Annotated in this window: 13 protein-coding genes; 5 read left to right on the plus strand and 8 right to left on the minus strand. The window is 69.6% G+C overall.

Translation table 11 applies throughout. The features are described from left to right. The first annotated feature begins 187 nt into the window (after nucleotides 1–187). The 3 genes from M2351_RS15420 (at nucleotide 188) to M2351_RS15430 (ending at nucleotide 5863) form a co-directional block, all read left to right on the plus strand. On the plus strand, nucleotides 188–2338 hold the full coding sequence (locus tag M2351_RS15420) for a glycosyltransferase family A protein (protein ID WP_264657000.1): 2151 nt from the start codon (nucleotides 188–190) through the stop codon (nucleotides 2336–2338). 13 nt (nucleotides 2339–2351) lie between these two features. Continuing rightward, nucleotides 2352–3971 carry a DUF6212 domain-containing protein gene (locus M2351_RS15425; RefSeq protein ID WP_264657001.1) on the plus strand — a complete coding sequence of 540 codons (1620 nt, stop codon included), beginning with the start codon at nucleotides 2352–2354 and terminating at the stop codon, nucleotides 3969–3971. A 101-nt stretch (nucleotides 3972–4072) separates the two neighbouring features. Next, complete coding sequence (locus M2351_RS15430) at nucleotides 4073–5863, plus strand: ABC transporter ATP-binding protein/permease (protein WP_264657002.1); 1791 nt, start codon at nucleotides 4073–4075, stop codon at nucleotides 5861–5863. 5 nt (nucleotides 5864–5868) lie between these two features. Here M2351_RS15430 and M2351_RS15435 read toward each other — a convergent pair whose 3' ends face one another. Both M2351_RS15435 and M2351_RS15440 read right to left on the minus strand, forming a co-directional pair. Beyond that, nucleotides 5869–7938: a tetratricopeptide repeat protein gene (locus M2351_RS15435; protein ID WP_264657003.1), complete on the minus strand. Its 2070-nt coding sequence runs from the start codon at nucleotides 7936–7938 to the stop codon at nucleotides 5869–5871. Further along, entirely contained in the window at nucleotides 7935–9299 is a 1365-nt protein-coding gene (locus tag M2351_RS15440; RefSeq protein ID WP_264657004.1) for a GH1 family beta-glucosidase, read from the minus strand. The genes M2351_RS15435 and M2351_RS15440 overlap by 4 nt, the downstream gene beginning before the upstream one ends. Before the next feature lie 116 nt (nucleotides 9300–9415). Between M2351_RS15440 and M2351_RS15445 the strand changes: the two genes are divergently transcribed. Together M2351_RS15445 and M2351_RS15450 are read left to right on the plus strand one after the other, a co-directional pair. After that, entirely contained in the window at nucleotides 9416–10780 is a 1365-nt protein-coding gene (locus M2351_RS15445; protein WP_264657005.1) for a GH1 family beta-glucosidase, read from the plus strand. A 179-nt stretch (nucleotides 10781–10959) separates the two neighbouring features. After that, nucleotides 10960–11427, plus strand: a complete 468-nt coding sequence (locus M2351_RS15450) for a MucR family transcriptional regulator (RefSeq protein ID WP_264657006.1) — start codon at nucleotides 10960–10962, stop codon at nucleotides 11425–11427. Nucleotides 11428–11510: 83 nt separating this feature from the next. On the opposite strand, the gene M2351_RS15455 is transcribed toward M2351_RS15450, so the two are convergent. From M2351_RS15455 to M2351_RS15480, 6 genes are all read right to left on the minus strand, one after another. Next, nucleotides 11511–12548, minus strand: coding sequence for a polysaccharide deacetylase family protein (locus tag M2351_RS15455; protein ID WP_264657007.1), 1038 nt, complete (start codon nucleotides 12546–12548; stop codon nucleotides 11511–11513). Between the two features lie 495 nt (nucleotides 12549–13043). Further along, nucleotides 13044–13805 carry an SDR family NAD(P)-dependent oxidoreductase gene (locus M2351_RS15460; RefSeq protein WP_264657008.1) on the minus strand — a complete coding sequence of 254 codons (762 nt, stop codon included), beginning with the start codon at nucleotides 13803–13805 and terminating at the stop codon, nucleotides 13044–13046. Nucleotides 13806–13846: 41 nt separating this feature from the next. After that, nucleotides 13847–15508 (minus strand): electron transfer flavoprotein-ubiquinone oxidoreductase, encoded by a 1662-nt coding sequence (locus tag M2351_RS15465; RefSeq protein WP_264657009.1) that lies wholly within the window; start codon nucleotides 15506–15508, stop codon nucleotides 13847–13849. A 34-nt stretch (nucleotides 15509–15542) separates the two neighbouring features. Next, nucleotides 15543–16373: a universal stress protein gene (locus M2351_RS15470; protein WP_264657010.1), complete on the minus strand. Its 831-nt coding sequence runs from the start codon at nucleotides 16371–16373 to the stop codon at nucleotides 15543–15545. 32 nt (nucleotides 16374–16405) lie between these two features. Beyond that, nucleotides 16406–17305 carry a hydroxymethylglutaryl-CoA lyase gene (locus M2351_RS15475; RefSeq protein WP_264657011.1) on the minus strand — a complete coding sequence of 300 codons (900 nt, stop codon included), beginning with the start codon at nucleotides 17303–17305 and terminating at the stop codon, nucleotides 16406–16408. Between the two features lie 2 nt (nucleotides 17306–17307). Beyond that, on the minus strand, nucleotides 17308–19314 hold the full coding sequence (locus M2351_RS15480; RefSeq protein WP_264657012.1) for an acetyl-CoA carboxylase biotin carboxylase subunit: 2007 nt from the start codon (nucleotides 19312–19314) through the stop codon (nucleotides 17308–17310). Nucleotides 19315–19318 lie beyond the last annotated feature (4 nt).

Below are 19318 nucleotides of genomic sequence, written 5' to 3' on the forward strand. Positions count from 1 at the left end.
CCTTCGCGCCGGGCGTTTCTGCGGCAAAAAACGCTTATGTCCAAAGCGTTTAGGCTGCCTCCGAAAATGGCGCAGGACTTTGCAACGAATCTATAAATAAAACGCGGCCGCGCATCCCGGAATTATCACATCCGGCGCAAGCGTGGGCGGCGCTAATCAGGATGCGGTGCCACTGCTGCGTCCGGTCATGTCAATAGTAAGTACACACATCGTTGCGCCGGAAGATGATCCCGAAGAGATACGGGCGGCGATCATTGTCCCGACCTACAAGCACTCGGGGCTGCTGGCGGAGGCGCTGGACACGGCGCTTGCCCAGGACACCGATTTCGCCTACGCGGTCGTGGTCGTCAACGACGGTTGCCCTTTTCCGGAAACCGACCGCGTCTGCCGGGAGTTCGCGGCGTCGCATCCCGGCCGCGTCTTTTACCTGAACAAGCGCAACGGGGGCCTGAGCGCCGCGCGCAACAGCGGAATCGCCTTCGCGCTCGACGCCTTTCCGGCGCTGGAGGCGGTGTATTTCCTCGATTCGGACAACCGCATCCGGCCGCACCTGCTGCAACGGATGCTGGATGCCCTGCGCGCGTCCGGGCCGGAGGTCGGCTGGGCCTATCCGGACGTCGACAAGTTCGGCTTCTTTGAATTCTGCGACATGTCCGGCTCCTATTCGCCGCTGGAGCATCTGTTCCGCAACGTCAGCGAGGCCGGCAGCATGGCGTCGCGCCGCCTGCTGGACACCGGCGCGCGGTTTGACGAATCGATGCGCCAGGGCAGCGAGGACTGGGAGTTCTGGCTCCAGGGGCTGGAGCGCGGCTTCCACGGGGTTCACGTCCCCGGCACCGGCTTCGGCTACCGCCGGCGCGGCGAGAGCATGCTGACCGAATCAGAGCGCGACTACCGCCCGATCCTGACGCACATCCAGGGCCGCCACCCGACGCTGTTCTCCGTCAAGGCCATCGCACGGGCGGAGGCCGCCGTGGGCCGGCGCTATGCCGTGTTCCTGCCGGATCGCGCCGTCGTCCGCTGCACCACCGACCCGGCGTTGGGCGTCGAGGATCTGCCGCTCGCCGACTTCGTGCGCCGCGCGCTGCGCGCGCCGGAGCGGCCGGAATACGCGGCCTGCCCCGGCCAACTGGTGGCCATGGACAGCACCCTCTACGCGCTTTTGGAGCGGCACAAGCTGCTCCAGGGCGTGCTGTGGACGCTGGAGCGCGCCAGCCTCCAGGCCTCCCTGGTGTATGGGCGCGTGACGGTCGAAGAGTCGCAGGATGGGGGCGTCGCCACGACCTGGGCCGGCGTCCCGGTCGGGCTGGAGGACACGGTGCCCGCCCCGCTGCCGTCGGGCGGCGCGGAAATCGTCGCGCTGCAAACGCGCACGCTGCTCGATCTCGTGCGGCGCCAGCCGACCGGAACGCCCCAGCTGGAGCGGGAGCACAACAAGCCCTGCGCGGAGGCGCACTTGCATCTGCGCCTCGCCGTGCCCGATCCGATCGTCCCGTCCTGGACCGTGGACGCCGCGCTGGTGTCGCTGTACGACACGCTGGCCCGCCAGTGGTCGATCAAGGCGGTCGGCGGCTGGGCCGCAGCCCCCATCGACCGCTATCGGGCCGGCGTGGCGACCCCGCGCGACATCTATTGGACGGTGCACCAGATGCCAACCGCCCTGCCGCTGCTGCGGGACGGGCGCCAGGCCGCGCTGGTGGTCGAGCCCGGCTGCCCGCGCAAACACGACACCGCCCTGCGCATGGCCAGCTGGCTGCGCGAGCGCGGATACCGGCCGCATCTGGTCGCCATGGGGACCGGCAAAACCGCCTGGACGCTGGAGGCCGCGGACACGCTCGACACCGTCATCCCCTTCCCGATGCCGCTGGTGTTGCCCGAAAGGCCGCTGACCCGGCGGGAGGCCTATCTGGGCACGCCCGTCCGCGATTGGGATCACGACGAGGAGGATTTGGCGGTCGGCACGCTCGCCGCCTTCGACCTCGTGGTCACGGTGCAGCATGGGCCGGCCCACGGGCTGATGGGGCGGCTGCGCAAGCTGGGTGTCACGACCTGGGCCCTGCTGGGGCTGCCGGAGGACGGCCGGACCGCCGCGGACGTCGTGAACGGCTGCGCCGCCTTTGAGCACGCCTACCAGACCATCGTTCCGCTCGACGCGCGCAGCTTCCGCCTGTGCCAAGCCCTGGCGCTGCCGCTCGACAAGCTGCGGCGCTGGGAGCGCGCGATGGGCGAGGGGAGCGACCCGGATTGGGACGCCTGCCCCGCGCTTGCCGAGTCCTTGCCCACCACCACCAATCTTGCGCCCACCTTTTCCGCGCCCACCCCGCCGCCTTCCGCCTGAGACAGGAGCCACCATGAAGCTCTCCGCGCCCGCGTCGCTCTTCGCCTCGCTCTACGACGGAACCCCGAAGGTCATCGTCCTGCATCGGCCGGCCGTTCCGGCCGGGGAGGGGCCGAACCCGGACGGGGTGGGTGGCGTTCTGCCGTTGCGGACGCTGCATCTGGTCCGGCACGACGGGGCCTATCTGCTGGCGGCGCCGGGTGCGGGGGAGGGCGCCGGTGAGGCGGAGCCCCTGCGGACGCTGGCCATCCCGCCGGCGACCGTCTGGTGCCTGTGGTCGCGCGACGAGGCGGCGAAGGCGGATGCGGAACGGCTGCTCGCCTGGTGGGAGGAAGCAGGCGGTCCGGGCAGCGCGCCGTTCCACGTCACCGGCGGTCCGGCGGAGGTGCAGGGCGCGCTTCTGGAGCGGGCCTTCGATGCGATCCGCAGCCTGCACCGGCGCAATCACGACCTTCAGCGCAACTTGTCGACCCTGCGCGAGGAGTGGGGCGTGGGATCCCGCCTGCCGCCGGAGACGACGGAACTGCTCGACAACCTGCGCCTCTCCCCACCCCGGCTGCTGTTCGCCACGCCGCGGCCCGTCGCCGCGATGCCGGTGCCGCTGCGGCACGGGCGCAGCACCGGGGCGCCGCTGGAGATCGTCCAGCGTCTGCCGCTGTGGGCGCGCGGGCTGGTCGGCATCGACTTGCACCTGGACCGTGCGCCGAAGGGCAGCGGGACCTTCGCCATCACCCTGCACGCCATCGACTCCGGCCGGCTGGTCGCCGATTGGCGCGTGCCCTTCGCGGCGGTGCGCGACGGCTGGCTACCCTTGCGCCTGCCCGCCGCCTGCGAGCGGATGGACCGCATCCTGGAACTGCGCGTCGGCGCCATCGGGGTGGTGACGGAGGCGCCGCGCCTGTCGCTCGCCCCGGCCGGGCTGCTCGACGAATACGCGGTGGCCCCGGCGGCGCGCGTCGGCGGTCAGCCGGGCATGCTGGCCCTGCGGCTGTGGGGCGGCCTGCCGGGGCTCGGCTACGGCCCGGCGGAGCACATGGCCGAACATCCCTTGCCCGCCCGCATGGTCTGGCCGCTGACCGAGCCCGTCCTGGCCCAGGTGCGCAAGAGCATCGAGCACAAGGCGACCTTCCCCTGGTTCGGCTTCCTGCGCGGCGGGCGCATCCTGCTGCACCCGCTGTACGGCGTGACCGCTGCCGCGCACATCCCGCTGGAGGAGGTGCCGGGCGCCATCGCCGTGCGCGGCCACGCCGTGATCGAGGACCCGCGCTGCCGCACGCCCATCGCCTGCAAGCTGGTGGTGGCGGCGCCGAACGTTTCCGCCGAGGACGCGCAGCGGGAGGAGGGCATCCTCGCCTCCAGCGGCTGGGTGGTTCTGGACGCCCCGCGCCGGACGCTCGGCCTTGCCGCGGCGCTGGCGGCACCCTGGCAAGGGCCGATGACGCTGCACCTGTTCACCACGATCCCGGACGGCAGCCACGGCCTGTATGCCCGGACAGTCTTCCACGACTTCGAGATCGAGATCGACGGCTCCACCGCCTGGGCCTCACCGGCGGCTTTGCCCGCTGCCTCGGACCTTGGTCCACGAGACGGCGATCGGGACGGCGACCGCACCGGGTCGGCGAACGGTCAGTAATACGAATAAAAAGACGCGCGCTCTCTTTTTAGGCAATCTGTTGGTAATAACCTGTTCGTTAGTATTGGGGGTCTGCACAACCGGTTGGGGCGGGACGAACCATGCCGATCACGGACAGGAGCCCGGCGCCGTCCGGTTTTACCCGACGGTTCATCGACCTTGCCGGCGGATACTGGACCGGTGAGAAGAAATGGACGGTGCGCCTTCTGACTGGCGCGCTGGGCCTGCTGACCGTCGGCCAGGTGGTCGTGCCGATCCTGATCAACCTGTGGAGCCAGCGCCTGTTCGACGCGCTGGAGCAGCGGTCGATGGACCGCTTCATGACGATGATCGCCGCGGTCGGCGGCATCATCCTGTTCAACATCGCCAACACCATCCTGCACCTGCGCGTGAAGCGGCGACTCCAGCTCGGCTGGCGGACATGGCTGACGGACAGGCTGCTGAACGACTGGCTGTCGCGCGGCCGGCAGCACCAGGTGACCTACCTGCCGGGCGACCACGACAACCCCGACGGCCGCATCGCAGAGGATATCCGCATCTCCACCGAGGTGGCGATCGACCTCGGCCTGTCGCTGTCCTACTGCGCGATGCTGCTGATCAGCTTCACCAACATCCTGTGGATGCTGTCGGGCGCGCCGGAGGTGACGGTGCTGGGGCTGACCTTCCACGCGCACGGCTACCTTCTCTACATCGCGCTGCTCTACGCCGCCGTCGGCACGACCATCGCGCTGGTGATGGGGAAGCCGCTGGTGAACGCGGTGAACCGGCGCCAGGGACACGAGGCGTCCTTCCGCTTCGGCCTCGCCCGCGTGCGGGAGAACGCGCAATCCGTCGCCCTGCTGCACGGGGAATCGGGGGAGCGCAACCGGCTGTTCGGCCTGTTCCAGGGCGTGCGCCGGGGCTGGATCGGCCAGACGCACGCGCTGTCCAACATGATGATCTTCAGCGCCACCTACTCGGTGCTGTCGTCGGCCTTCCCGATCCTGGTGGCCGCCCCCAGCTACATCGCCGGCCACATCTCGCTGGGCGTGCTGATGCAGACCGCGCAGGCCTTCCAGCAGACGGTCGGCGCGCTGTCCTGGCCGATCGACAACCTCGCCCGCGCGGCGGAGTGGAAGGCGTCGGTGGAGCGCGTGCTGGGCCTGCACGAGGCGTTGCAGCGCCTGGACCGCGAGATCGGCGGGGAGGGGACGGAGCGCATCGTCGTGGACCGCACCGACGACGAGCGCTGGCTGTCCTTCACCAACCTGTCCATCGCCGACCCCGACGGCCGCCGCGTGCTGGAGCCCTTCACGCTGGAGATCAGGCCCGGCGAACGGGTGCTGATCTCCGGCGATCCGGCCGCCGCCGTCCGCCTGTTCCGGGCCGTGGCGCGGGTCTGGCCCTGGGGAAGCGGACGCATCGCCCTGCCGGCCCACACCCGCGTCTTCTTCATGCCGGAGCGGCCCTACCTGCCGCACGACACGCTGCGCGCCGCTCTCAGCTACCCGGTCGGGCCGGAGATGGTCGGCGACACCGCGGCGCGGGCGGCGATGGAGCGGGTCGGGCTGTCGCACCTGATCCCGCAGTTGGACGAAACCGACGCCTGGGACGAGATCCTTGCGGTGCCGGAGCAGCAGCGGCTGGGCTTCGCCCGCCTGCTGATCCGCAAGCCCGACTGGATTTTCGTGGAGGACGCCACCGACAGCCTCGATCCCGTCAGCGAGGAGGCGATGCTGCGGCTGGTCGACGAGGAGTTCCCCAGGGCAACCCTGATCACCATCGGCAGCCACGCCGGGCTGGAGGCGCACCACCGGCGCAAGCTGGTGCTGGATCGCATCGGCGATTCCGTCCGCCTGCGCGAGGAGCTGTGCGGCGACCGGGAGCGGATGGCCGCCGCTGTGGCGGATTAGGGCTCCTATGTGATGCCGATGGCGCTGAGGAACCGGTCGCGGTCCAGGCGCGGATCGGGGGAGGGCGGGGCGGCGTCGAGCGTAGCGAGCAGGGTGCGCACCCGCTCGTCGAAGCCGGGCAGGCCCTTTTCCGCCAGGATCTGCACGAAGACACCCCCGCCGCAGCGGAACAGGCGCCCCTGTGTGCCGATGGCCAGAATTCCGGGAGCCGTGCCGCGCCGGACCGCGTCGTCGGTGCCCGCGGTCAACGCGATCTGGTCGAGAAAATAGTGCAGCCGCCGCTCCGCCGTCCAGGAGACGAGGAAGCGCCGGACGCGCTCGAACAGTGCGATGACGGAAGGCTCCGGCAACAGGACCAGCAGGCCGCCGCCCACGCCGTCGTAAAGGCGCGCCAGGTTCTCCGGAAAATATTGCAGGGCCAGCGGGCGTTCGGTGGACAGCAGCTCCAGGAAGGCCGCGGGGTCGGCCAGCACGCAGGCGTCGATGTCGGCCACCAGCAGCGGGGCATGGTAGAGCGCCATCAGGCGCGGAAGCCGCAGGAAGCGGGCGAAGGTGTAGAAGGTGGTGCGCGCCGCCCCGTCCAGGCCGGCCGGAGAAACCTCGGAACTCCAGCCCAGCCGGACCCGCCGCAGTCGTTCGCTCAGCGCAGCGACGTAGCCCGGCGTGTCGGGGGCGGGATCGACGATGTGCAAGTGGACGGCTTGCGGTCCCGCCGCGAAGCGGTCGACGGAGGCGAGGAACAGCGGCCCGAAACGGCGCAGGTAGCCATCGTCGCAGGAGGCGATGACCACCGGGCCGGCACCAGGCTCCGCCGTGGCTTCCAGAACGAAGGTGTCTTCCGATCGGGACAGGGCGTCGGGGGCGAGCGCGTCCACGCGGCGGGCGAACTCGTCCTCCGGCGACACGTGAACCAGGAAGGGGAGGTGGGGCCGTGCCTCCGCGAACAGGCGCCGCGCCGTGGCGGTGTCGCCGGCGCGCGCGGCCAGGGAGCCTTGCAGGAACAGCGACCAAGCGTGCAACTCGGCGTCCGCGTCGCGGAAGGCGGCAACGACCGGCGGCAGCAGGGCCGCGACCCGATCCGCCCGCCCGGCGGCCAGCAGTCGGTTGCACAGGCGCACGAGGTGGTAGTAGGCCGCCTTCCAATGGAAGCGCCCGCGCCGCCCGAGCCGGGCCATGGCGACGAGCGTGTCGGTCAGCCCGTCCAGCCGTCCGGCCGCCTCGAACAGCTCGGCCGTGCGCTGCCAGGGGGTCGGGTCACCGGGTGTCAGCGCCATCAGGCGCCGGAAGGCGGCCAGCGCGCCGTCACCGTCGCCGGCCTCGCCCAGCGCCGTGGCAAGCTGGAGCAGGCGGTCGGGGCGGTCGGGGGCGAGCGCGGCGTGGCGGCGCAGCAGTGGCACGGCCTCCACGGCGCGGCCGCCCTCCACCAACGCGGCGCCGAGGTTCCCGGCCGCGTCTTCGAAGGACGGAGCGACGCGCAGCGCGCGGCGATAGCCGGCGACCGCCGCGCAGGCCAAGCCGCGCGCCTGTTCCGTGCGGGCGAGGTTGAACAGCGCGCCGCGGTCGCCGGGGGCGCAGGCCAGCGCCGCGCGCAGTTGCCCCAACGCACCGCTGGCGTCGCCCAACCCCTCCAGCGCCGCCGCGAGGTTCACGCGCGCGTCGGCGAAGTCCGGACGCAGCGCCAGGGCGTCGCGGTAGTGAGTGGTGGCCTCGGCCGTGTCGCCGGCCTGCCGCAGCACGTTGCCCAGGCTGAAAAGGGCGTCCGCGCTGGGTTGGAGCGCGATGGCCCGGCGCAGGCTGGCGGCGGCCTCATCCAGGCGACCTTCGGCGCGCAGCGCGCGGGCGATGTTGGCGTGGTAGGCCGGGGCGCCGTCGCGCCGCGCGATGGCGGCCTCGATCAGCGCGATGGCGCGGGCGTTCCGCCCGGTCTGCGCGCACAGCACGCCGTAGAGGTGGAGCGCGTCGGGATGGTCGGGCAGGGCGGCGACGGCCGCGGCGTAGAGCGGCTCCGCCTCGGCCAGCCGCCCGGCCTGGTGCAGGGATGCTGCTTGGCGGAGGAGATCCAGGGGGTCCGTCACGCCCCGCTTCTCCCCAAAGCACCACCGATCAGCGCCGCGTACCAGCGGGCGGACTCCTTCGGCGTGCGCGTCTGCGTGGCGAAATCCACATGCACGATGCCGAAGCGCGTGCCGTAGCCGGCCCCCCATTCGAAGTTGTCGAGCAGCGACCAGACGAAATAGCCGCGCACGTCCGCCCCGTCCCGCCGTGCCTCGGCCATTTGCGCGATGCAGGCGCGCAGATAGTCGATGCGGGCGGTGTCCATCACGACGCCGCGCTCGTCCGGCGCCTCCAGCGTCTTGGTGCCGTAGCCGTTCTCCGTCACGTAGATCGGCAGGCGGTAGCGGGCGGTGAGGTCGAGCAGCGCCTCCCGGAAGGCCTCGGGCTGGAGCGGCCAGCCGATGTCGGTGCGCGGCATGTCGGCCGGCGGCGACCCGAAGCCGCAGCCCCAGACCATGGACGGGTCGGCCTTGGCGAACAGCGGCGCGTAATGGTTCAGGCCGAACCAGTCCATGGGCCGCGCGATGCGCGCCATGTCGCCCGCCTGGACGTAGGGTTCGATGGCCCGGGCGATGCGCGGCGGGTAGTGGCCGAGGATCTGCGCGTCGGGGAAGGCCAAGTTCCACAGCTCGTTGAACAGGGCGGCGCCCTCGACGTTCTCCGGCGAATCGTCCTCCGGCCGGCAGGGCTGGTAGCTGTGCACCGCGCCGATGGAGGCGCTGGGCACAAGGTCGCGCAGCACATCCACGCCGGCCCCGTGGGCAAGGTTGACGTCGTGGATCACCTTCAAGTGCTCCCCCCGGTCGGCGACGCTGGGCGCCCCCCAGCCGAGCGCGTAGCCGAACAGCGTGAAGACGGAGAACTCGTTGAAGGTGGCCCAGCACTTCACCCGGTCGCCGTAACGCTTGGCGCAGAGCACCGCGTAGTCGGCGAACCAGCCCGCGCTGTCGCGATTCGCCCAGCCGCCCTGGTCCTGCAAGGCCTGCGGCAGGTCCCAGTGGTAGAGGCAGGCCCAGGGCTCGATCCCCGCCTCCAGCAAGCGGTCGATCAGCCGGTCGTAGGAGTCGAGGCCCAGGGGGTTCACCGGCCCCCGCCCACGGGGCAGCAGCCGCGGCCAGGCGATGGAGAAGCGGTAGGCATCCACGCCCAGCCCCTTCATCAACGCGACGTCCTCGCCGTAGCGGTGGTAGTGGTCGCAGGCGACGTCGCCGGTGTCGCCGTTGTCGACACGTCCCTTCAGGCGGCAGAAGGTGTCCCAGATGCTGGGGCCGCGCCCGTCCTCGGCCGCCGCGCCCTCCACTTGGAAGGCGGAGGTCGAGGCGCCCCACAGGAAATCGGCGGGAAACCCGAGTGCGCTGGCGCTGGGGGACGGGCTGGTCATCGCTGGACGCTCCGCTGAAGGCTCCGGCCTCCATTATGCCTGTTTCTTCAGCGCCTCGCCAAAGGTACTATTGCGAACGGAGTGGCCAATGGAGTAGCCGCGTGCGGGAGGGTGCCATGAGCGAAGACAGCGTTGCCCTTGCGGAGTGCGAAGCGCCCGCCCCCCTGCGGCCCGACTTCGTCTGGGGCGTGTCGACCTCCGCCTATCAGATCGAGGGCGCGGCGGCCGAGGACGGGCGCGGCCCCAGCATCTGGGACACGCGCTGCCGGACAGCGGGTGGCGTGGTGAACGGCGACACCGGCGATGTCGCTTGCGACCATTACCACCGCTACGCCGAAGACGTCGCGTTGATGAAGGGGCTGGGCGTGGATGCCTACCGCTTCTCCGTGTCGTGGCCGCGCGTCCTGCCGCGCGGGCGTGGGGCGGTGAACCCCCTGGGCCTCGACTTCTACGACCGGCTGATCGACACGGTCCTGGAAGCGGGGATCGAGCCCTGGCTGTGCGTCTACCATTGGGACCTGCCGCAAGCCCTCCATGACCAGGGCGGCTGGGCGAACCGGGATTGCGTGGGCTGGTACGCGGATTACGCCGCGCTGCTCGCCCGCCGCTACGGCGATCGGGTGAAGCGCTGGATCACCTTCAACGAGTTCTCCGTCTTTACCCTGTTCGGCTACGCCATTCCCTGGGCGGCCCCCGGCATCACCGACCGGGAGCAGCACCTGCGTGCCATCCACCACGTGAACCTCGCCCACGGGGCCGGGGTGGACGTGATCCGCGACCTCGTGCCCGGCGCCTCCATCGGCGCGGTGCACAACCGGCAGCGCGTGCTTCCCGAAGGCGGCCGGCCGGAGAACGACGAGGCGGCGGCGCTGCTGGACGAGCACTGGAACCTCGCCTTCTGTGATCCGCAGTTGCTGGGGCATTACCCACCGCGCGTACAACGTGCGATCGAGCCCTTCGTCCGGGCCGGCGACATGGCGCGAATCGCGCGGCCGATGGACTGGTTCGGCCTCAACCACTATGGTCCGATCTTCGCGAAAGTCGACCCAATGACGACTTGGGGCTATGGCTGGGGGGAAACCCCGCCGGACTCTCCAACCTATGGGGTTGGCTGGGCGATCTTCCCGGACGCGTTCCGGGACGAGCTGCTGGAGATCACGCGCCGGTACCGCATGCCGATCGTGATCACGGAAAACGGCTGCGGCGGCAGCGATTCGCCCGACGAATCGGGGGCCATCGACGACCAGCACCGAATCAATTACCTGCGGATCTATAACGGGGCAATGCATGAGGCGATTCGCGCCGGAGCCGACGTGCGCGGTTACTTCGTCTGGTCCCTGCTGGATAATTTCGAGTGGGGCAGCGGCTACGGCAACCGCTTCGGCGTCGTGCATGTCGACTTCACGACGCAGAAACGCACGCCCAAAGCATCGGCCCGCTGGTACGCGGACCTGATCAGGCACCAGCGTTTTCGCGGCTGAACCGGACAGCATTTCGCCGCCGCGGCGCACTATTGCCGTTCGACTGGCATGCGTCGGCGCGTGTCCTGCGTGAAACACATTACACAATTGCATGTTTATGTCGATGGACAGGCTTGCGCATCGCGCATCACTTTGCACATCCTCTCCACTGGATCATTCGTCCTCAAAGGAAAACAAACATGCAGAGCAGCGACACCGAAGGGTCGGAGATGTCGAACACGGATTTGGTTGCGATGACCGGCAAGATCGTCGCGTCCTATGTCCGTTCCAACCAGATCGCCGTGAATGATCTTCCGAATCTCATTCGGGTCGTTCACCAGAGCCTCGCCGGCACCGGCCGCCCGGTCGAGCAGGAAGTCGTCGAGCTTCGCCCGGCCGTTCCGGTCAAGAAGTCGGTGAACCCGGACTACATCGTCTGCCTTGAAGACGGCAAGAAGCTGAAGATGCTGAAGCGCTATCTGCGCACGGCCTATGGCATGACTCCGGACGAATACCGCCGCAAGTGGGGCCTGCCGGCCGATTACCCGATGACGGCGCCGAACTACGCCGAACAGCGCTCCGCCTTCGCGAAGTCGATCGGCCTCGGCAAGAAGGCCGCCGCCCCGGCCAAGCCGACCCGCCGCGGTCGCGCCAAGAGCGCGGCCTGACGCGTCCTACCGTCGGCCTGACCCCTCTCCCCGGTCGGGGGGAGGGGCGATGACCCGGCGTCGCGCGCTTATTTCTGGGCGCCCTATTTCTGGGCGATGCGCGGGGTGGCGAGGCTGTTCAGGCTGCTGATCCATTCCGACAGCGTTACGAATCGGCAGCCGCGCGTGCGCAGCAGCGCGATGGCTTTCGGCAGCGCGTCGGCGGTGGCGTTGTAGGTCATGTGCATCAGCACAACGCTGCCGATGGTTCCCGTCGCCTCCAACTGGGCCATGATCTTGTCGGCGTCGCGGGTGAACCAGTCGCGGGTGTCGACATTCCACAGGGCGGGGCTCATGCGCTCTCCCTGGAGAACCTTCAGCGTCTCCTGGTTGTAGCGACCGGACGGCGGGCGGAACAGCACGGGATCGGCGCCGGCGGTCGACAGGATCCGGTTCGTCTCCGCGACCTCGTTGCGTTGCGCATCGGCCGCCAGGTTGCGCATGTTCGGGTGGGTCAGGCTGTGGTTGCCGACCTCGTGCCCTTCCTGCACGATTCGCTGGATGATGCCCGGATGGCGGATGGCGACGTTCCCGATGGGGAAAAAGGTCGCCCGCACATGCTCGTTGCGCAGGATATCCAGGATGCGCGGCGTCACCGACGGGTGCGGGCCGTCGTCAAACGTCAGCGAGCACAGGTTCCAGCGGCTGGCCTTCAGGGCGCCGACGTCGACCTGGGCGTCACTGCCTGGCACAATGGCGGCGAGCCGCGACAGGCGCGATGCCTGCCGTTCGATCTCCACCATCTCGCGGCTCTGGTCGGGTGTGTAGGTCACCACGCCGTTGCCGTCGCCATCTTCCATCGCCGGAGGCGGGCGATCACCGGTGCTGCCGGCCGGCGCGTCCACCACGAGGCAGCTTCCGCCGCCACCGACGATCCGGCGGCACACGAAGTTCGGGTCGAGGTCGGGCAGGGGCGCGGCCAGCAGTACATAGCCGTCGTCCGGCACACCGGGCTTCAGAGGCGCCACACGCGGCACAAGGTCCGCGACCATGTCCGGCTGCCGGCGCACGATGGCCTTCCACGCGATCCAGGCGTCCACCTCCTTGCGGTAGGTGCCGAACTGGAGGGCTTTGGTGGACACGGGCGCTGGAGCTTCAACCGGTTGGGACGGCTGGTCGCGGCGGATCGTCGTGACCGTCGCCGCGGCCGGCAACGAGGCGTGCACGGCCGGCGCCCGCTCGGCAGCGCGGGCAGCCGCCGGTGCCGCCAGAATGGCCGCCGCTGCGACAACAAGCGTCGCGATGAACGGGCTGCGGTCTGGTAAAGAACGGCGATCCCGTCCGGACACCGAACCGAACAGCGGAGAAACGGACGCGCCCTTGCCTGATTTCATCTGCGATCGACCATCGTGATCGCCGCATTGTGGTCAGATTCGGGCGATACCCCTTATGAGATAGAGCAAATTTTCCGCGGCCTCCACAGCGATCCGCGTTCAGGCTCACTTGTCACGGGATGGCAGCAATGTGCGGCCGACAGAATTTTCCATAATGTTCCTTATGGGATTCTTGGTCCCGCCCAAGGCGGGCGGGCCGCACGCGGCGGCCCAGCCCTTTTTATCCCCGACGTGCCGCAATGCTCACTGCGGTGCCATCCGGATGGCGCCGTCCAGGCGGATGACGTCGCCGTTCAGCATTTCGTTCTCGAGGATGTGCTGAACCAGACGCGCGTATTCGTCGGGGCGGCCGAACCGCTTCGGGAACGGGACGCTGGCGGCGAGGCTGTCCTGCACCTCCTGCGGCATGTTCAGCAGCATCGGCGTGCCGATCAGGCCCGGCGCGATGGTCATGACGCGAACGCCACTGCGGGCAAGGTCGCGCGCGGCGCAGATGGTCAGCGCCACGATGCCGCCCTTGGACGAGGCGTAGGCCGCCTGCCCGATCTGCCCCTCATAGGCGGCGACCGAGGCGGTGTTGACGATCACTCCACGCTCCCCCGATTCGAGCGGGTCGAGCGTGCCCATGTCGGCGGCGGCGAGGCGCAGCATGTTGAAGGTGCCAATCAGGTTGACCTCGATCACCTTGCGGAAGTCGTCGAGCGCCATCGGGCCGTCGCGGCCGACGATCCGCTTGGCCGGTGCGACGCCGGCGCAGTTGACCAGCACGCGGGCCGGACCGTGGGCAGCGCGCGCCTCGGCGACCGCCTTTTCGGCCGACTCGGCGCTCGATACGTCGCACAGCAGGCCAAGGCCGCCAATTTCCTCCGCCACCTGCTTCACCGCTGCCTCGTTCATGTCGAGCACGGTGACCTTGGCGCCGAGCTTGGCAAGGTGACGGGCGGTCTCCGCGCCCATGCCGGACGCGCCACCGGTGACGATGGCGGCCTGACCGTTGATCTGCATGATGTTTTCCCCCTGAATGACTGTTTTCGGTGTGTTGGGTTTTACATGCCGCCGGGGTAGTTCGGCCCGCCGCCGCCCTCTGGCACGACCCAGTTGATGTTCTGGGTGGGGTCCTTGATGTCGCAGGTCTTGCAGTGCACGCAGTTCTGCGCGTTGATCTGCAGCCGCGGGTTGGTCCCGTCCTCGTTGCGCACGATCTCGTACACCCCGGCCGGGCAGTAGCGCGTCTCCGGCGCGTCGTACAGCGCCAAGTTCACCCGGATCGGCGTCTCCGCGTCCTTCAGCGTCAGGTGCGCCGGCTGGTCTTCCTCGTGGTTGGTGTTCGACAGGTACACCGACGACAGCCGGTCGAACGACACCACCCCGTCCGGCTTCGGGTAGGCGATCGCCGGCGCCTCGCTCGCCTTCTTCAGCGTCGCGTGGTCGCCGTGCCGGTGGTGCAGGGTCCAGGGCGACTTGCCCTTGGTCGCCGTCTCATACGCCGCGTTGGCCAGACCCGCCCACAGACCCTTCTGGAAGCCCGGGCGGATGTTGCGCACCTCGTGCAATTCCTTCCACACCCACGACGCCTTCAGCGCCTCCGGGTAGGTCGTCACTTCACGCCCATTTTCGCCGCCGGTCAGGTGCGCGAAGATGGTCTCGGCCGCCAGCATGCCCGACTTCATGGCGGTGTGGTTGCCCTTGATCTTCGGCACGTTCAGGAAGCCCGCCGCGTCGCCGACGATCAGACCGCCGGGGAAGGTCAGCTTGGGGATCGACTGCAAGCCGCCCTCCGACAGGGCGCGGGCGCCGTAGGCGATGCGCCGGCCGCCCTCGAAGGTCGGGCGGATGGCCGGGTGCGTCTTGTAGCGCTGGAACTCCTCGAACGGCGAGAGGTGCGGGTTCTCGTAGTCGAGCCCGACCACGAAGCCGACCGACACCAGGTTGCCCTCCATGTGGTAGAGCCAGCTGCCGCCGTAGGTCTTGGGGTCCATCGGCCAGCCGATGGTGTGGACGATCAGGCCGGGCTGCGACTTGGCGGGGTCGACCTCCCACAGCTCCTTGATGCCGATGCCGTAGGTCTGCGGGTCGACGCCGTCGCGCAGATCGAAGCGCTCGAACAGCGTCTTGGTCAGCGAGCCGCGGCAGCCCTCGGCGAAGACGGTCTGCCGGGCGTGCAACTCCATGCCGGGCGTGTAGTTGCCGGTCTTCTCAAAGTCCTTGCCGATGCCCATGTCGCCGGTGGCCACACCCTTGACCGCGCCGTCCTCGTCGTAGAGCACCTCCGCCGCGGCGAAGCCGGGGTAGATCTCCACGCCGAGTTCCTCGGCCTGGGCGGCCATCCAGCGGGCGAGGTTGCCCAGGGAGATGATGAAGTTGCCGTGATTGTGCATCTGCGGCGGGGTGAAGGGCGACTTCAGCGCCTTGGTCGGGGTGAGGAAGAGGAAGCGGTCCTCGCGCGCCGGCGTGGTGAGCGGCGCGCCCTTCTCCTTCCAGTCCGGGATCAGCTCGTCGAGCGCGTGCGGCTCGAACACGGCGCCCGACAGCAGGTGGGCACCGACCTCCGAGCCCTTCTCGATGACGCAGACCGACAGCTCCTGCCCGGCCTCATTGGCCAGCTGTTTCAGGCGGATGGCCGCGCTCAGGCCCGACGGGCCGGCTCCGACGACGAGGACGTCGTACTCCATAACCTCGCGCGGGTCGCGATCCATCGCCTCAGCCATGTCGGTGCTTCCTTTTGTTTAGGGGCTTTTTTTCTTAGTGGGACAACAATACGGGTAGGGTCATCTGCCGCAGAATTTGGCGGGTGTTGCTGCCGCGGCCGAACAGCGGGAACAGCGATCCGCCATAGCCGCCGAAGCCCCCCATCACCAGCAGGTCGGAACCGTGGTCGGAGGCGCGCGATAGCACCGCATCCATGGGCGTCATGGTGCTGATGGTCAGCCGCTCCTGCTCCGCCGTCACGCCGTGGCTCGCCAGATGCTCAAGGATGTCCACCTGCGGAACGTCGCCACCCTCCCCTGCCCCAGGATGGGTGTGGAAGGCGAGCAGCAGCACCGATGACGCCCGCTTCAGCAACGGCAGCGCGTCGTTGACGGCGCGCGTGGCCTCCCGGCTGCCGTTCCAGGCGATGACTGGGCGGTCGCCAAGGCGCGGGAAGCGGCCGGCGTGGGGCACGACCAGGACCGGGCGCCCGGCGTTCAGCACGACCTCTTCGATCAGGTCCGCCGGTACGCGGTTGTCGCCGTTGGGATCGTGCTGGCCGAAGATGGCGAGGTCGACGTAGCGGCAGCAGATGGTCGTTTCGGCAATGACGTGGCCGTACTCGCCGTGGCTGAGCTGCCACCAGCGGCACGCGACGCCGGCCTCGCGCGCCTTGGTCTCGAAGCTCTCCTTGGCCCGCTCGGCCGCCTGGAGGAGCGCCGGCCCGGCCCGCCGCGTGACGATTCCGGCGCCGGAGGACTCGCTCTGCGCGAACAGGCCGGTCAGGGTGGCGCCATGGCTCTGCGCCAGGGACAGGGCGAGGGTCAGGCGCTCTTCGCACCGTTCGGTGTCGTCCAGATGCACCAGCAGGTTCGTGTAGCTCATGGCACCCTCCCCTCTTCCATTTTGATGGACGATTACGCACACCCGCGCGCGCGGGCGACCTTCGAGGCGGTCGGCCGCGCGATGGCTTCGCTGATGTAGGCACCGGCCGCCACCAGCTTGTCCAAGTCGACGCCCGTCTCGATGCCGAGGCCGTTCAGCATGTAGAGGACGTCCTCGCTCGCCACGTTGCCGGACGCCCCCTTGGCGTAGGGGCAACCGCCCAAACCCGCGACCGAGCTGTCCACCACCGCCACGCCCAGTTCCAGCGCGGCCAGGATGTTGGCGAGCGCCTGCCCGTAGGTGTCGTGGAAGTGGACGGCGATCTTGCCCATCGGCACGCGCTCCGCCACCGCGGCGATCATCGCCTGGGCTTTGGCCGGCGTGCCGGTGCCGATGGTGTCGCCGAGCGAGATCTCGTAGCAGCCCATGGCGAGCAGCTTGTCCGCCACATCGGCCACGGCGGCCGGCGCGATCTCCCCCTCATAAGGGCAGCCGAGCACGCAGGAGACGTAGCCGCGCACCGGGAGCCCTTGCGCCTTCGCCGCCTCCATGACGGGGGCGAAGCGCTCCAGGCTCTCGGCGATGGAGCAGTTGATGTTCTTTTGGCTGAAGCTTTCGGAGGCCGCGCCGAAGACGGCCACCTCGTCCACCTTCGCGGCGAGTGCCCCCTCCAGCCCCTTGGCGTTCGGCGTCAGTGCTGCGTAGCGCACGCCGGCCCCGCGCCGGATTCCCGCGAAGACATCGGGTGTGTCGGCCATCTGCGGGACCCACTTCGGCGAGACGAAGCTCCCCGCCTCGACGACGGTTAGGCCGGCGTCGGTCAGGCGGTCCACGAGGCCGATCTTCACCTCGGTGGGCACAATCTGCTTTTCGTTCTGGAGGCCGTCGCGCGGGCCGACCTCCACCATGCGGACGAACTTGGGCAGGCGCATGCTCATTTCTCCTCCCCGACGTCGAGGACCAGCAGGTCCACGCCCTCGGACACCTGGTCGCCGGCCGCGAAGTTCACGGCGGTGACGGTGCCGGCGGCCGGAGCCTTGATGGTGTGCTCCATCTTCATCGCTTCCAGAAGCATCAGCGGTGCGCCGGCCTCGACGGTTTGGCCCGCTTCGACCAGCACGCGGACGATCGTGCCCGGCATGGGGGCGGTCAAGCGTCCGGAGCCGCCCTCCTGGTCCGCGGCGCGGGCGGTCGGGTCGTCCAGGTGCAGGCGCCACACCGACCCGTCGGACAGGATGGTCAGGTCGAGGCCCTGGAAGACCACCGTGGCGCGGGTGCGCACGCGATCGATGGTGGCGGTCAGAGTCTCACCGTCCCAGGCGACGTTTTCGGCGCGGATCGCCGGGCGTCCTTCCACTTCCACCTCGTAGTCGGTGGGGCGGAAATGCAGGGTCAGCGGGCGCGGCGTCTCGCCGTCGATCAGGCGCAGTTCGTGGTGGTTGTCGTCGTTGAGGCGCCAGCCGCTGGCCGACAGCCAGGGCGAGTGCGGGTCCGACGCGGCGCGGCGGGCCTTCTTCGTCTCGGCGTTGCGGCGGAGCAGGACGGCAAGCGCCGCCAGCACCAGCCCTCGGTCCGGCACCGGGGCCGGCGGGGGCAGCAGGTCGGCGCGGTACCGCTCGATGAAGCCGGTGTCGATCTCCACCGCGCGGAAGGCCGGGTGCGCGGCGATGGCGCCGAGGAAGCCGACGTTGGTGGTGACGCCCACGACCTCATAGGCGGCGAGCGCCACGCGCAGGCGGCGCAGGGCGGCGTCGCGGTCTTCGTCCCAGACGATCAGCTTGGCGATCATCGGGTCGTAGAACATAGTGACCTCGTCGCCCTCGCGGACGCCGGTGTCGACGCGGACGTGGTCGTTCTCGGCGGGCGGGCGCAGGCGGACGAGGCGGCCGATGGCCGGCAGGAACTCGCGCTGCGGATCCTCGGCGTACAGCCGCGCCTCGAAGGCGTGGCCGCGGCGGGTCAGCTGGTCTTGCATCAGCGGCAGCGTGCCGCCAGCGGCGACGCGCAGCTGCCACTCCACCAGATCCTGGCCGGTGATCTTCTCGGTCACCGGATGTTCGACCTGAAGGCGGGTGTTCATCTCGATGAAGTAGAAGCCGCCGTCCTCATACAGGAACTCCACCGTGCCGGCGCCGACGTAGTTCACCGCCTTGGCGGCGGCCACGGCGGCCTCGCCCATGCGGCGGCGCAGGTCGTCGGGCAGGCTGGGGGCCGGGGCCTCCTCGATCACCTTCTGGTGGCGGCGCTGGATGGAGCAGTCGCGTTCGAACAGATAGACGCCGTTGCCGTGGGTGTCGCAGAAGACCTGGATTTCCACGTGACGCGGACGGCCGAGATACTTCTCCAGCAGGACGCTGTCGTCGCCGAAGGCGGCTTTCGCCTCGCGCTTGGCGCCGGCCACCGCGTCGGCGAACTCGCCCGGCGCGCGCACGACGCGCATGCCCTTGCCGCCGCCGCCGGCCGAGGCCTTGACCAGCACGGGGAAGCCGATGCGCTGCGCCTCTGCAGCCAGCGTCTCCAAATCCTGGCCCTCGCCGTGGTAGCCGGGGACGAGCGGCACGTCGGCCTGGGCCATCAGGCGCTTGGACTCGGCCTTGGAGCCCATGACGCGGATCGCCTCGATCGGCGGGCCAATGAAGACCACGCCGGCCTCCGCGCAAGCCGCGGCGAAGCCGGCGTTTTCCGACAGGAAGCCGTAGCCGGGGTGGATGGCTTGGGCGCCAGTTTGCTTCGCGACCTCCAGGATCACGTCGCCGCGCAGGTAGCTTTCGCCGACTGGCGCCGGGCCGATGCAGACGGCCTCGTCGGCCATCTCCACATGCATGGCGCGGGCGTCGGCCTCCGAATAGACGGCGACGGTGCGGATGCCCATGCGACGGGCGGTGCGGATGACGCGGCAGGCGATCTCGCCGCGGTTCGCGATCAGAATCTTGTCGAACATCGGT

The organism is Azospirillum canadense (assembly GCF_025961225.1).
GTDB classification, from domain to species: Bacteria; Pseudomonadota; Alphaproteobacteria; order Azospirillales; family Azospirillaceae; genus Azospirillum; species Azospirillum canadense.

What these genes read in the sequence shown, in the direction of transcription:
- M2351_RS15420 (WP_264657000.1), top strand. Translation starts at nt 188, where the DNA reads ATGTCAATAGTAAGTACACACATCGTTGCGCCGGAAGATGATCCCGAA.
- M2351_RS15425 (WP_264657001.1), top strand. Translation starts at nt 2,352, where the DNA reads ATGAAGCTCTCCGCGCCCGCGTCGCTCTTCGCCTCGCTCTACGACGGA.
- M2351_RS15430 (WP_264657002.1), top strand. Translation starts at nt 4,073, where the DNA reads ATGCCGATCACGGACAGGAGCCCGGCGCCGTCCGGTTTTACCCGACGG.
- M2351_RS15440 (WP_264657004.1), bottom strand. Translation starts at nt 9,299, where the DNA reads ATGACCAGCCCGTCCCCCAGCGCCAGCGCACTCGGGTTTCCCGCCGAT.
- M2351_RS15445 (WP_264657005.1), top strand. Translation starts at nt 9,416, where the DNA reads ATGAGCGAAGACAGCGTTGCCCTTGCGGAGTGCGAAGCGCCCGCCCCC.
- M2351_RS15450 (WP_264657006.1), top strand. Translation starts at nt 10,960, where the DNA reads ATGCAGAGCAGCGACACCGAAGGGTCGGAGATGTCGAACACGGATTTG.
- M2351_RS15460 (WP_264657008.1), bottom strand. Translation starts at nt 13,805, where the DNA reads ATGCAGATCAACGGTCAGGCCGCCATCGTCACCGGTGGCGCGTCCGGC.
- M2351_RS15465 (WP_264657009.1), bottom strand. Translation starts at nt 15,508, where the DNA reads ATGGCTGAGGCGATGGATCGCGACCCGCGCGAGGTTATGGAGTACGAC.
- M2351_RS15470 (WP_264657010.1), bottom strand. Translation starts at nt 16,373, where the DNA reads ATGAGCTACACGAACCTGCTGGTGCATCTGGACGACACCGAACGGTGC.
- M2351_RS15475 (WP_264657011.1), bottom strand. Translation starts at nt 17,305, where the DNA reads ATGCGCCTGCCCAAGTTCGTCCGCATGGTGGAGGTCGGCCCGCGCGAC.
- M2351_RS15480 (WP_264657012.1), bottom strand. Translation starts at nt 19,314, where the DNA reads ATGTTCGACAAGATTCTGATCGCGAACCGCGGCGAGATCGCCTGCCGC.